12 protein-coding genes are annotated in these 13,063 nt (G+C 37.9%); 8 read left to right on the top strand and 4 right to left on the bottom strand.

What is annotated here, in order from left to right; translation table 11 throughout:
- Nucleotides 1-28: 28 nt before the first annotated feature.
- Entirely contained in the window at nt 29-739 is a 711-nt protein-coding gene (gene cysZ, locus H5157_RS09670) for a sulfate transporter CysZ (RefSeq protein ID WP_182671383.1), read from the bottom strand.
- A gap of 310 nt (nt 740-1,049) precedes the next feature.
- Here cysZ and H5157_RS09675 point away from each other — a divergent pair, with 310 nt between their 5' ends.
- The 6 genes from H5157_RS09675 (at nt 1,050) to speB (ending at nt 8,856) form a co-directional block, all read left to right on the top strand.
- The gene (locus H5157_RS09675; RefSeq protein WP_182724592.1) at nt 1,050-3,302 is read left to right on the top strand and encodes an EAL domain-containing protein; all 2,253 of its coding nucleotides are present in this window, start codon (nt 1,050-1,052) and stop codon (nt 3,300-3,302) included.
- 207 nt (nt 3,303-3,509) lie between these two features.
- Nucleotides 3,510-3,971, top strand: coding sequence for a GNAT family N-acetyltransferase (locus H5157_RS09680; RefSeq protein ID WP_002958569.1), 462 nt, complete (start codon nt 3,510-3,512; stop codon nt 3,969-3,971).
- A gap of 232 nt (nt 3,972-4,203) precedes the next feature.
- The gene (locus H5157_RS09685) at nt 4,204-5,073 is read left to right on the top strand and encodes an MYG1 family protein (RefSeq protein ID WP_154903389.1); all 870 of its coding nucleotides are present in this window, start codon (nt 4,204-4,206) and stop codon (nt 5,071-5,073) included.
- Between the two features lie 62 nt (nt 5,074-5,135).
- Nucleotides 5,136-5,468, top strand: coding sequence for a YnfA family protein (locus H5157_RS09690; RefSeq protein WP_002958571.1), 333 nt, complete (start codon nt 5,136-5,138; stop codon nt 5,466-5,468).
- 547 nt (nt 5,469-6,015) lie between these two features.
- Nucleotides 6,016-7,929: a biosynthetic arginine decarboxylase gene (gene speA / locus H5157_RS09695; RefSeq protein ID WP_182724593.1), complete on the top strand. Its 1,914-nt coding sequence runs from the start codon at nt 6,016-6,018 to the stop codon at nt 7,927-7,929.
- A 3-nt stretch (nt 7,930-7,932) separates the two neighbouring features.
- Nucleotides 7,933-8,856: an agmatinase gene (gene speB / locus H5157_RS09700; RefSeq protein WP_024597470.1), complete on the top strand. Its 924-nt coding sequence runs from the start codon at nt 7,933-7,935 to the stop codon at nt 8,854-8,856.
- Nucleotides 8,857-8,910: 54 nt separating this feature from the next.
- Here speB and H5157_RS09705 read toward each other — a convergent pair whose 3' ends face one another.
- The 3 genes from H5157_RS09705 to H5157_RS09715 are packed head-to-tail and all read right to left on the bottom strand — an operon-like array spanning nt 8,911 to nt 11,437.
- Nucleotides 8,911-9,309, bottom strand: coding sequence for a DoxX-like family protein (locus H5157_RS09705; RefSeq protein WP_182724594.1), 399 nt, complete (start codon nt 9,307-9,309; stop codon nt 8,911-8,913).
- On the bottom strand, nt 9,296-10,318 hold the full coding sequence (locus H5157_RS09710; RefSeq protein WP_182724595.1) for a M48 family metallopeptidase: 1,023 nt from the start codon (nt 10,316-10,318) through the stop codon (nt 9,296-9,298). The genes H5157_RS09705 and H5157_RS09710 overlap by 14 nt, the downstream gene beginning before the upstream one ends.
- A gap of 9 nt (nt 10,319-10,327) precedes the next feature.
- The gene (locus tag H5157_RS09715) at nt 10,328-11,437 is read right to left on the bottom strand and encodes a YjgN family protein (protein WP_182724596.1); all 1,110 of its coding nucleotides are present in this window, start codon (nt 11,435-11,437) and stop codon (nt 10,328-10,330) included.
- Between the two features lie 392 nt (nt 11,438-11,829).
- On the opposite strand from H5157_RS09715, the gene H5157_RS09720 reads away from it, so the two are divergent.
- Nucleotides 11,830-12,033 carry a DUF1656 domain-containing protein gene (locus H5157_RS09720; RefSeq protein WP_002958577.1) on the top strand — a complete coding sequence of 68 codons (204 nt, stop codon included), beginning with the start codon at nt 11,830-11,832 and terminating at the stop codon, nt 12,031-12,033.
- A gap of 168 nt (nt 12,034-12,201) precedes the next feature.
- Nucleotides 12,202-13,062 carry an HlyD family secretion protein gene (locus H5157_RS09725; protein ID WP_138489375.1) on the top strand — a complete coding sequence of 287 codons (861 nt, stop codon included), beginning with the start codon at nt 12,202-12,204 and terminating at the stop codon, nt 13,060-13,062.
- Nucleotide 13,063: the final 1 nt, after the last annotated feature.

Raw genomic sequence — 13,063 nt, forward strand, 5'->3', positions numbered from 1 at the left:
GAATATTGAAAAGTCAGCAACCTTTTAATTAACTGCGATATTTTGGACGATAGTTATCTACCCATAAACGTGTTGCACCGCACACTGCGACTGGCATAACTATTAAGTTTATAAAAGGGATAGCAGTTAACAACATAACAGCAAAACCAAATCCGTATGACAAACCTTGCTTAGATTTTAAATCGTCTTTCATTTGCTTAAAGTCAATTTTATGATTATCAAACGCATAGTCTTCGTATTGAACTGCGTACATCCAACAAGTAAATAACACCCATAGTATTTGACCAATGACCGGTAAAACCCATAACAATATAAAAAAGCCAATTGCGCGAGGAAGGTAGTAGCATAGTTTTGTCCACTCACGGGCAAGCATGCGAGGTATATCTTTAACTAGTTCGGCAAAGCCGTCATCGTTAATTTTTTGACCTGTTAGGTAAAGCTCAACTTTTTCACTCAAGAGCGCATTGAAAGGGGCTGCAATAAAATTAGTGATAACTGTAAAGAGCATACTATAGCTAAACAAAACAACTAATACGGCAATAGGCCACATTAGCCACTCTAACCAGCTTAACCACTCGGGGAGCATGTTGTTTATGTAGCTAAAACTATCACTTAACCAGCCAACTAAAAAAAACAGCGAGCTACCAAACAGCAAAATATTAATTAATAGCGGAATAAGGACAAAACGCTTTAGCCCTTTTTGGCTAATTAATTTAAACCCCGAAAAAAAGTATTCCATACCTTGTGTGATCTGCACTGTAACCTCAAAAAATATTTACCATTACTTATAGTATAAATAGCTTAAAAATTTTGAACAGTACTTTTAAGTAACAAAGTGTTAGCTTTAATATTGTGGTTTTGTTTATATAGTAACAATAGGTGTTCAGTAATATGCAACTATGATTATTTTAGACAGGCCCGATTATTTTTTGCCAATAAAATAAAAAACTTACTAATCATGACTATACTGAACTTTACTGCGTAAGAAAAAAGCGCTTGATTAAAGCTTTTGTTGTTTCAATGTGTATAAATAATACGGGTAAAGGAAAATGGGTACGGATAGGTTAAAAAAGTTATTATCTCACCAGCAAGGCATTTTATCTAAAATTGCATTAGGGGTACCTTTAACTGAGGTGCTTACTGAAATTTGTTCATCAATCGAGCAGATTATTGATGATGAATCCGCTAGGTGTTCAATCTTATCAGTTAAAGGCCAGCAGCTTTTTCATTGCGCAGCTCCTAATATTCATCCAGAGTACTGTAGTTTGCTTAATGGAGTCTATATAGGGCCAAAAGTGGGCTCATGTGGTACTACTGCATTTTCGAAATCGCGCACTATTGTTGAAAATATCGAAACTTCACCGCTGTGGGAGGACTTTAAAGACTTAGCACTAAAGTTTGGTCTTAAGTCATGTTGGTCAACGCCTATTTTTTCAACTCAAGCCGATTTATTAGGCACCTTTGCTATCTATCACAGCACTCCTAAATCACCATCAAAGCAAGACTTAGAGTTAATCGATTTTTTTGTACACTTTTCTAGTATCGCTCTTGAAAAAAGTAACGAATTTAACAAAGCAAAACAGCTTCTCGCGAATTTACAGCAAAGTAATGAAAAGTTTAAAGCCTTCACTAAGGTAATGCCCGATCTCATTCTTATTTTAAGTGAAGAGGGAATTTATACCGATGTGTATGGTACCTCTAATGAGTTACTGCTTGATTCAAGCAAGGACCTTATTGGTCAAAGTGTTAAGGACCTGCTTTCTCAAGACGATGCACAAATGATAATGGACGTTATTAAAAAAACACTCTCGACTAACGAGACGCAAATTTTTGAATATGAATTAGCTGTACCAAAGGGGAATATAGTTTTTGAAGGCAGGGCTGCTGCATTAGATCATTACCACCCCAATAGTCCTACAAAAAGGCACGTAGTATGGATGGCCAGAGATATTTCAATAAAGAAAAAGGCCGAACAAGAAGTACATAAGCTTGCTTTTTACGACCCATTAACGAATCTTCCAAATAGAAGAATGCTTAGCGACAAATTAAGCATGTGTGTGGAGAGTGTTAAGCGTGATAAAAATATAGGGGCGTTATTATTTTTAGACCTAGATAATTTTAAGCGTATTAATGATTCACTTGGGCACAGTGCGGGTGATGAAGTACTTGTGGAATTATCAAAAAGGTTAAGCGCAATAATAAAAGGCTCTGATACGTTGGCCAGAGCGGGTGGCGATGAGTTTATTATTTTACTAAAACACGTTGGAGAAAATACACAGCAGGCGAGCATCGAGTGCAAAATAGTAGCCAAAGAGATTCAAAGAGCTTTTCATGATAAATTTGAAGTGGGCAACCTTGCATTTCAAGTAAGCTGCAGCATAGGTATTTGTCTAATTGATAGCGTAAATGCGCAGGCAGGCAATATATTAAAATTTGCAGACACGGCTATGTATCGTTCTAAAAATAAAGGGGGGAATAGCAGTAGCTTTTACGATCCAGCCTTACAAACACTGCTTGAAAAACAAACTGAACTAGAAACCGATATAGTCAGGGCGATTGCATCTGATGAGTTTTGTGCTTATTTTCAGCCTCAGGTAAATACGTATGGTGATGTTATTGGTGCTGAAGCACTCATTAGGTGGAACCATCCTCAAAAAGGGTTAATAGCGGCAAACGAATTTATACCAATTGCAGAGCAATACGGGCTTATTCAAAAACTACAAAATATTGTTTTACATGATATATGTATTTTAATAAACGAACTTAAAGCAGATAACATAATAGACGACTCGTTTAGTGTTTCAATTAATATTAGCCAAAGCCAGTTTAATTCATCAAATTTAAAAGGAGAGCTGTTTAGCACTATCAATAAATTTGATATTCGAGCACAGCAAATTAAGTTAGAAATAACCGAGTCAATGCTCTCAAGCGATATAGATTATACAATTAGGCAAATGAAAGAACTCATTGCCGCTGGCTTTTTATTTTCGATTGATGATTTTGGAACCGGTTACTCCTGCTTAGCGTATTTAAGTGCGTTTCCTGTTAAAGAATTAAAAATAGATAAAAGCTTTATTGATAAAATTTTAGATAGCACGGTTGGCTTTAATATTGCGCAAACAATTATCAGTTTAGGAAAAAGCTTAAACTTAGAGGTAGTTGCAGAGGGCGTAGAAACAACAGAACAATATGACTTACTTAAAAAAATGAATATTGACGCCATGCAAGGCTACTTAATTGCAAGGCCGATGGATAAAGAAGGCTATGCAAAATGGCATAGCGCTAATACTAATGCGCAATAATACTTGAACACTACTATTTATTAATTAGTAATAATTTAGCAAAATTTACACACTTGCTAGGCCACTTTTGCTCTTTTAGCTGGTGAAATGTCATAACCCATATGCTAAATAAGGAGTAAAGATTTTTTAATTAAACAATGCTAAGCTATGACCGCTTAAATATATTATTTAAAGCTTAATAAACTTATAACAATGAATGGAAGCTTTATGCAGTTAGTCGATTTGAACCCGAATGATCCCGACGTGGTAAATGTATTTGATGATATAGACCGACTTATAAATTCTTTATATCCTGTGGCTACCGCACAGTCTCTGGAGTTAAACGAATTAACCTTACCTAATGTGTACGCTATTGGTTTAAAAACTGAAGAAGGTATTATTGCCTGCGGTGCGATTGTAGAGAAATTTGATACCCAGCCTTACGGCGAAATAAGACGTTTATATGTAAAACCAAGTCATCGTGGTAAAGGGCTATCAAGACGTATTATGCAGATTTTATTGCATCAAGCTGGCGAAAAACAAATCCCGTTAATACGCTTAGAAACAGGCCCAAAACAAATAAAATCAATCAATTTATATGAAAATTTAGGCTTTAAACGCTGTAGCAGTTTTGGCTCATATGTAGATAATCCACAAAGTGTTTTTATGGAATTAGGGCTTAGTAAATAAGTTCATTAACGCTGCGACATATTAAAGCTTAATGTGTCGTAAATATCTGCCTTCATTATTATCTTGTAATAAAAGTCATACTCAAACTAGTAACTATAAAAGCAGCTTTTATAGTGATGCAAAAATACTTCACTGTTTTTAACACCTGTCTTCGTATAAAATCTGCCTCGATAATTAGTGACTAACTTACAAAGCGAGAATTTTTATCTTTTCTAAAAGTAGCAATAAACAAATGAGCGAAATAACAGTAGTAACCCACAATGGTAATTTTCATGCAGATGACGTTTTTAGTATTGCGGTACTTAAACATGTTTTGCCAACGTTTAAATTGGTACGCACACGCGATAAAGCGCTTATAGAAAGTGCCGACTACGTAATAGATGTAGGTGGGGAATACGATCCTGAAACTAATCGCTTTGATCATCATCAACGTGGTGGTGCAGGCGAGCGAGAAAATGGCATTCCTTTTTCATCATTTGGTTTAGTGTGGAAAAAATACGGCTTAGCACTGTGTGATGATAACCAGGCCGTTGCTGATAGAGTGGATTCAGGCTTAGTTTCAACTATTGACGCCATTGATTGTGGTCATGTTGAAGGTGTATCAAAAGGGATAAGCTTGAGCCAAACAATTTCAATGTTTAACCCTACATGGGAAGAAGAAAGTAACTTTGATACCTGTTTTGATGAAGCCGTTGAATTTGCAGCACGTATGCTCATTCGTTTTATCGCCTCAGCTCACGGTAGTGTTAATGCAAAAGAGATTGTCGCCAGAGCAATTGAAAATGCAGACGATGCCAGAGTAATCGTGCTTGAAAAGTACACACCGTGGAAAAAAACAGTGCATATTTTATCAAGTGAGGCGCTATACATGGTTTACCCATCGCATTCTGGGCAATGGATATTACAAACAGTACCCGTTGAGCCTGGCTCGTTTGAAGATAGAAAACCGCTTCCTAAAGCATGGTCTGGTTTATCTGATCAAGCGTTCGTAGATGAAACAGGTATTGATGACGCAGTGTTTTGCCATAATGGTTTATTTATAGCGGGTACCAAGTCGTTTGAAAGCACAATGAAACTTGCCACTATGGCGCTTAGCGAATAACAACGCACTAAGCATAACAATTTATATAGATTGTTATGCTTGTTATTTTTGCGCGGAGCATTATGTTTGAATTAAAAACAATCGCACTTTTTATTATTACAGCCTTAGCTGAAATAGTGGGGTGCTATTTGCCCTACCTTTGGCTAAAACAAGATAAAAGCATTTTACTTTTAATTCCTGCGGCTTTAAGTTTGGCACTATTTGCATGGTTGCTATCTTTACACCCTACTGCTGCCGGACGTGTATATGCAGCTTATGGCGGCGTATATATTTGCGTTGCGCTATTATGGTTATGGGTTGTAGATGGCGTAAAGCTTACTATGTGGGATATTATCGGTGGTTTAGTAGCACTGCTAGGTATGGCAATAATTATGTTCGCCCCAAAAAGTGCATAGCTAGCTTATACTCAATTAATCGAATTCGCCTATACACTACTGCAACTTCCCACTTTCAATACCACAGGCAATACCTAACGCTACATATGCGCCAAGTAATGATTGAAACTGGTGGATGTAGGCTAAGCGTTTTTGACGTGCAGTTTTTATTCACTTTGTAGAATACATAGGTAATACTTGGTCACAACACGCAGCCTCAACTGTGAGTAATTGAGGTGTTGAGAACGCCTTGCTCTAATCCATCAAAAGTAAATTTTATAAACAAAGTAACTCAAGATGAACTTTATTGAATGAGCTAACTCATTTTTGCTAATAAAATTTATAATGAGACATTTAAAAACAGCCATTTTTTATAACTTTTCTTATCTTTAAAAATCATCAAAGTCCTGTTTTATATATGCTAGCGGGCAATAGTTGTTTGGTTATTTTTTTAACATCAAAAATCACTCGTTACGAGTAAAAATACTTGTTGGACTTGAATCTCTATTTTTCTTTTAATGCGCGGCACTAGCCGAGTCGGCATTAATTAAATAAAAGAGAAAGATAAATGAAAGAGACAACATCACTAGAACAAGCTCGTACGAGCTACAATGTTCGTCATTGGAGCCAAGGTTTTTTTGGTATTAATGATCAAGGTGATGTGTATGTTGCGCCCAAGGCTCATGCCCCAGAGCAAACCATTGCATTAACTGATATCGCAAAGCAACTACAAGATAAAGGTTTAAGCTTACCTGCTTTAGTTCGTTTTCCGCAAATTTTACACCATCGTGTACACAGCTTATGCGGCGCATTTAATACTGCGATTGAAAACTATGGTTACCCTAAAGACTACCTATTAGTTTACCCAATAAAAGTAAACCAACAACGTGAAGTGGTTGAAGAAATAGTAGCAAGCCAAGCACAAGTAGAAAAAAAACAACTTGGTTTAGAAGCCGGCAGCAAGCCTGAATTACTAACGGTACTAGCACTGGCTGAAAAAACCAGCGCTGTTATTGTATGTAATGGCTACAAAGATAAAGAATACGTACGTTTAGCACTTATTGGCGAAAAGCTAGGTCATAAAGTGTATATCGTACTTGAAAAGCTTTCTGAGCTAGACATGGTGCTTAGCCAAGCAAAAGAGCTTAACGTAAAACCACGTATTGGTATTCGTGTACGTTTAGCGTCGCAAGGTAAAGGTAAGTGGCAAGCGAGTGGTGGCGAAAAATCAAAATTTGGTTTATCCGCATCGCAAGTTTTACATGTAGTTAATCGTTTAAAAGGCGCAAACCAGCTTGATTTATTGCAGCTTGTGCATTTTCACTTAGGGTCACAAATGGCGAACATTCGTGACGTACGTTTAGGTGTAAGCGAAGCTGCGCGTTTTTACTGTGAGCTACGTAAACTAGGCGCAGAAATTGATTGTCTTGATGTAGGCGGTGGTTTAGCTGTTGATTACGACGGCACGCGTAGCCAATCGCATAACTCTATGAATTACAGCTTAGCTGAATATGCGAATAACATTGTGTACACCATTGGCGATACATGTAAGCAATATGAGCAACCAATGCCGACTATTATTTCTGAGTCGGGTCGTGCGCTTACGGCGCATCATGCTGTGCTTATTTCTAATGTTATTGGTACTGAAAGTTACACGCCAGAAGAGTTAGTAGCGCCAGCGGCAGATGCACCACTTTTATTAAAAAACATGTGGGCATCGTTTGTACAATTAACTGATTTAACGGATGACCGTGCATTAATTGAAATTTATCACGACAGCCAAGGTGATTTAGCTGAAGCGCATAACCAATTTGCACTCGGTTTATTAGACTTAGCGCAGCGTGCGTGGGCTGAACAAATTAATATTCGTATTTGTTATGAACTTAACAAGCACATGGATAACAAAAACCGTTTTCATCGTCCTATTATTGACGAGTTAAACGTACGTTTAGCCGATAAGTTTTTTGTAAACTTTTCGTTATTTCAATCGCTTCCAGATGCATGGGGCATTGATCAAGTGTTTCCGGTATTGCCATTAAGTGGCTTAACTGAAGCACCAAAAAAACGTGCTGTATTACTTGATATAACCTGTGATTCAGATGGCGCACTTGAGCATTACGTAGATGGACAAGGTATTGAAAGCACATTACCTGTACCAGAATTTAGTGCCGATAAACCTTATTTAATGGGCTTTTTCTTGGTGGGCGCTTATCAAGAAATTTTAGGTGATATGCATAACCTGTTTGGCGATACGCACAGCGCAATTGTTAATATGGATGAGCAAGGCGTTGCAAGTATTACCGAGATAAACCAAGGTGACACTGTTGCCGATATGATGCGCTATGTACATTTAGATGTTGAAAGTTTTCAGCAATCATACGAGCAGTTAGTAAGCACTAAAATTGAAAAACACGAACAGCAAAGCGTTTTAGACGAGTTGCAAAGCGGCCTTGATGGCTACACTTATTTAGAAGAGTTATAAGCAATGTCAACTTTGTTTGGTCACGCAGATCACTCATTGTACTCAAATGGGATGACGTTTTTACGTCGTCCTATGGTGCAAAACATTAATGCAATTGATGCAGACGTAGTGGTTTTAGGCTTACCATTTGATTTAGCGACCTCGGGCCGCCCTGGTGCGCGCTTAGGCCCTGATGCAATTCGTCGTGCATCGGTTCATTTAGCATGGGAAGACACTAAATACCCGTGGACGTTCCCGTTGTTTGAGCGCTTAAAAGTGGCAGACGCAGGGGACTTTACTTACCCTGTCGGGGATCCTGAGTATTTTACTGCGCAACTAGAAATGGCTGCTGATCAAATACTTCGCCAAGGTAAAACACTATTAGGTTTAGGGGGCGATCACTTTGTAACGCTTCCGCTATTACGTGCTCACGCAAAAATACATGGCAAAATGGCGTTAGTACATTTTGATGCGCACACCGATACCTATAGCAATGGCTCGCGTTTTGATCACGGCACTATGTTTTATCATGCACCAATGGAAGGGCTGATTGATGTTGAGCACAGTATACAAATAGGTATCCGTACAGACTTTGATCAAAGTAAACATGAGTTTGCTGTGATTGATGCAATGCAAGCCAACGATTTACATGCTAATGATATTGCAGCGCAAATACTTGAGCGAGTAGGAGACCTACCTGTTTACTTAACGTTTGATATAGATTGTTTAGATCCTGCGTTTGCGCCTGGTACAGGCACTCCTGTGTGTGGTGGTTTAACGTCAGATAAAGTACTTAAAGTACTGCGTGCGCTAAAAGGCATAAACATGGTGGGTATGGATGTGGTAGAAGTATCACCTTCGTACGACCAAAGTGAGCTTACCGCAATTGCTGCAGCAACCATTGCGAGCGAATTACTGCATTTGTGGACGCATAAAAATAAGTACTAATTTTATAAATTTTGTACTACAAAAAAGGGTATGCATTTGCATACCCTTTTTTATTTAGAGGTATCGATTATTCAACTGCTCAATTTCTTTTAACCAAATAACGCTTAGCCCAATAAGCGGCAGGTTAGTAGTTACAGGGTTAAATGCTTCAATAAGCAATTGTGGCTGCATTACAACTACAGCAAGTAAAAGCCCCATAAGCGCCAATATATTTAAAGCTACCAAATGCTTATATTTATAAAACACAAATAAACACAAGCCAAATATAATTTCACCAATTCCCGCCGAACGTGTAATTAAATCAGACACTTCGGCTGAAAAACCAGCACTGCCAGTCATTAATTTTTCAAGTGGTGCTACGTGATAAAGCTTTGGGAAAAAGCCGTGATATATCCAACTTAAACTCACTATGTAGCGAGCAAGTTGAATATAACCGCGATTATTTCCTAGCATTGTCAATACGCTCTTGTGCACTTGGGTGGCTAGATAAGTACTCTAATAAGTCATTTACTTTTTCTAGGTGTTCGTTTTCGCTGGTATGGCTTTCTTGCAGCGCTTCTATTGCATCAGCAAAGTCATTACTCGAATACCCAAGCGATTCTAATTGGGTGAGTGCAAAGTTATCTGCCTCGCGTTCCATATCTCGTGAAAACCCTTGCTGAGCAAACGATGCACCCGTACCTAATGCAACCTCTGCAACACCCTCTAAATCACCAAATACAACCGCTAATACAATCGTACTTGCGGCAGATTGTGCTGTAATACGTACACTATGTTGATGCACTACATGGCCCATTTCGTGTAGTAATACCGCTTTTAGCGCATTGGGTTTATCGGCAAGTAGATTAGCTAACTCATCGGTGACCACGATACGACCATGGGGCAGTGCAAACGCGTTAGCACCAAAGCTGTCTGATTTATAAAACGATAACCTATAAACAGATTGATCAAGCGATAACGCCTTAAGCATACTTTTGAAATGCGCTTGTACTTTAGCTTGCTGCTCTGCGGGCAGCTCACTTGGGTCAAGCGCAATCTTTTTAATTAATGTAAAGCTCTGCTCACCCATTTGCTCTACAACATTACGTGGCAGGGTATCAACACTGTAAACAGCAATGGCCGGTACGGCTTTATAAAGCACTAACCACATAAACAATGGTGTAAATATGACAGCGGCTAAAATGGCCCATTTACTTTTTTCGAGGCGTTCCATTACGTGATGGTTATTTTCTTTAAATGGCCATCTGTAATTTACATCAAGTGGAATAAAACGACTGCCATCTTCAAAGTTTAATTCGTCGGCAAGTCCTGCCATCCCCGAGCTTAATTTAAGACTTGAGATTACGTGGCGAGCGATAACGTGTTCATCGTTGATAACCTCAATGTGTGTGTCGCTAATAGTGGCAACACACACTTGATAGTTACTCGATGCGATGGGGAAAAAATGTCCCTTTACATGCATGGTGAGCTCTTAAGTTAGAGAAAGGTCAATATCAAATACGTTTGCAGCTTCTTCAGCAAACGATGATTGCTGCTCCTGCTCGGTATCAATCAGATTCAATGCACCAGGATAAATAGTGACGTTAGTTACATCAGCGAGCATTTTTGATGTACGTACTTTTGTCCATGGGTATGCAAGCCCTAAAGAAAATACAATAGCCAACATATTAGTTAATAGTAAAACAGCGAAAGGAATTGGTTTTAGCTCTGATTTAAATGTAGCAACGCCTTCAAAATGGCTGTTATCAAAAATGTGATTACGAATAGCGGCGTGCCATACAGCAGAAACAATGGCAATCATTAGCACATAGGCAATCATCATAAAGATAGGAAGCATAACCATCGCTGCAGAGTTTTCTAAATTTTGTTGGTTTTCAATATCTACTAAGTTGAGGCCAAATAATCCTAAAATCCCCATAAATACCACCATGGTGATAGAGCTCACTACAAAGCAAATAAGCGCTGTTAGGTAATAGGTTTCGCCTTTAAGATTTACAGTAAGTGGTTTATCGCCATAACTAATATTGCTATGGATATAACTATCAATACGTTTTATAACGTAAGGCATTAATAAATAAAGCGTAAATATGCTTGCAATAGGTAAAAGTATAAAGTTAACAAAGGCTTCGCCATAACTGCCTTTAAAAGCAAAGCGAACATTACGATGGCGGGTCATACGCAGATTAAAACGTAAGCCTTGGTTAATAATCCATGGCATTAAAAAGATAAAACCAAGAGCAATAAATAGGCCTAAAATAGGCATAAAGCTAATTGAGAATGTGTAAATAAAAAATACAACAACCGCTAAAATCCGACCTTTTAAAATTTGTATTGGTGTTGCTAGGTAGTCAAAACTATGGCCATCTATACGGGTGTGGCCGTAAAAATAGCGATGCGTACGTACTTTAGCCCACGCCGAATATATGCCAAGCGTAATAACGCTAAGTAATATATTTACAATCCAAATTCCAAAAAACTCACCACCTTTACCACTAAATTGCACTTTTCCGCTAAAAATTGGTTCAGCAGGTTCATTTATTGGTGGGGTTGTTTTAGATGGGGTAGGGTGTATTGATTCCATTAAATTATATCCATGTTGTTTTTTTGTTAATTTACCCATTTTTAGTGCAAAATTCAATGTTTATAATTATCCAACCCTTCTGCAAACAGCTATAAATAGGCGTTTTAAATATTGAGTTAAATACTCTAATACTTTTTTATAAATAAACCTCGCTGGTTTATTTATTTGGCTGGTAACTGGGGTCTTTAGCTTATTAATATGCGATTTAGCTACTATACATACTTAGTGCTGCTTAAATGTAATGGCATTAATTATGTATTAAGCACACCTGCGTACAATTAAGCTAATTGATTTATATGCCAAAATAATAGATTGTAAGAGTAGTGCGGATGTAAATTTATTTAGGTTTTACAGCTTTTATCACCGCTTTAAATAACATTAGGATATTTATTATGTTCCAAGCAGTCGTGTTAGGGGGATTAGAGTTTAGCCCGCTGATTGTTTACTTCCCAATAGCATTTATTTTAACGGCGTTGACTCGTTTTGTTTTGCATCGACTAGATTGGCATGACCGTATTTGGAAAGTGGCTTGGTTTGAAGTGTCATTATTTGTTTGTTACTTGGCACTCGCCGTCTATTTATACCAATCTGTTTAATTAATTGAGCTATTTTGAGGCAAGAAAACCGTGTCGATAACAAGGCAAAAATTTCGTTATTTAGTTGTTCTATATCAGAAATTTTTAACACAGTTAGCGTCAGGTTTAAGCCCTCAAATTACTCAAGTATTATTGCGGGTTGGTATTACTAAGTGGAAGATAAATTGAATGATTAAATATCTGCGTATTACTTTTACTATCTTGGTTGTTATAGCTGCGGTTTTTGCTGGGCGTTGGGTATGGACTGACTACATGCATACTCCTTGGACGCGTGATGGGCGTATTCGAGCCGATATTGTCACGGTTGCTCCAGACGTGTCGGGTTGGGTAACTGCTTTAAATATTAAAGATGGTCAAAACGTACAAAAAGGCGAAGTACTTTTTAATGTTGATAAAAAGCGTTATCAAGCAGCGCTTGATAAAAGTAAAGCAAACACAGAAAACGCATTGTATACATGGGAACTTGCTAAACATAAATACGAAAGACGTGTTGAGCTAAACACTCAACAGGCAATAAGTGAAGAAACTTTAGAATCAACACGTATCAATACTAAAATTGCTGAGGCAAATTATAACCTAGCCAAGACAGAGCAAACAATTGCGCAGTTAAATGTTGATAGAACTAAAATTGTTGCGCCTGCATCAGGGCAAATAATTAATTTGAATTTACGCCAAGGCAACTATGTAGCTCAAGGCACGCCTGTCTTTGCTATTGTTCAGTCAGATTCATTTTATGTAACGGGTTACTTTGAAGAGAGTAAAATACCGCTTATTTATCCTGATCAAAAAGCTAAAATAGCCCTTTTAAGTGGTGGTAAGCAATTAACAGGGCATGTAGTGAGTGTAGGTAAAGCCATTGCAAATACGAATACACAAAGTAACGGACAACTTTTACCGCAAGTGCAACAAACATTTAATTGGGTACGTTTATCGCAACGTATTCCTGTTGATATTAAGTTAGATTCATTGCCCGAAAATACACAGCTTAGCGCAGGAATGACCGCCACTATACATCTCGCTACGCGCTAAG

The organism is Pseudoalteromonas sp. SG43-3 (assembly GCF_014164385.1).
In the GTDB taxonomy this organism is placed as follows: domain Bacteria; phylum Pseudomonadota; class Gammaproteobacteria; order Enterobacterales; family Alteromonadaceae; genus Pseudoalteromonas; species Pseudoalteromonas distincta.

What these genes read in the sequence shown, in the direction of transcription:
- cysZ (WP_182671383.1), bottom strand. Translation starts at nt 739, where the DNA reads ATGGAATACTTTTTTTCGGGGTTTAAATTAATTAGCCAAAAAGGGCTA.
- H5157_RS09675 (WP_182724592.1), top strand. Translation starts at nt 1,050, where the DNA reads ATGGGTACGGATAGGTTAAAAAAGTTATTATCTCACCAGCAAGGCATT.
- H5157_RS09680 (WP_002958569.1), top strand. Translation starts at nt 3,510, where the DNA reads ATGCAGTTAGTCGATTTGAACCCGAATGATCCCGACGTGGTAAATGTA.
- H5157_RS09685 (WP_154903389.1), top strand. Translation starts at nt 4,204, where the DNA reads ATGAGCGAAATAACAGTAGTAACCCACAATGGTAATTTTCATGCAGAT.
- H5157_RS09690 (WP_002958571.1), top strand. Translation starts at nt 5,136, where the DNA reads ATGTTTGAATTAAAAACAATCGCACTTTTTATTATTACAGCCTTAGCT.
- speA (WP_182724593.1), top strand. Translation starts at nt 6,016, where the DNA reads ATGAAAGAGACAACATCACTAGAACAAGCTCGTACGAGCTACAATGTT.
- speB (WP_024597470.1), top strand. Translation starts at nt 7,933, where the DNA reads ATGTCAACTTTGTTTGGTCACGCAGATCACTCATTGTACTCAAATGGG.
- H5157_RS09705 (WP_182724594.1), bottom strand. Translation starts at nt 9,309, where the DNA reads ATGCTAGGAAATAATCGCGGTTATATTCAACTTGCTCGCTACATAGTG.
- H5157_RS09710 (WP_182724595.1), bottom strand. Translation starts at nt 10,318, where the DNA reads ATGCATGTAAAGGGACATTTTTTCCCCATCGCATCGAGTAACTATCAA.
- H5157_RS09715 (WP_182724596.1), bottom strand. Translation starts at nt 11,437, where the DNA reads ATGGAATCAATACACCCTACCCCATCTAAAACAACCCCACCAATAAAT.
- H5157_RS09720 (WP_002958577.1), top strand. Translation starts at nt 11,830, where the DNA reads ATGTTCCAAGCAGTCGTGTTAGGGGGATTAGAGTTTAGCCCGCTGATT.
- H5157_RS09725 (WP_138489375.1), top strand. Translation starts at nt 12,202, where the DNA reads ATGATTAAATATCTGCGTATTACTTTTACTATCTTGGTTGTTATAGCT.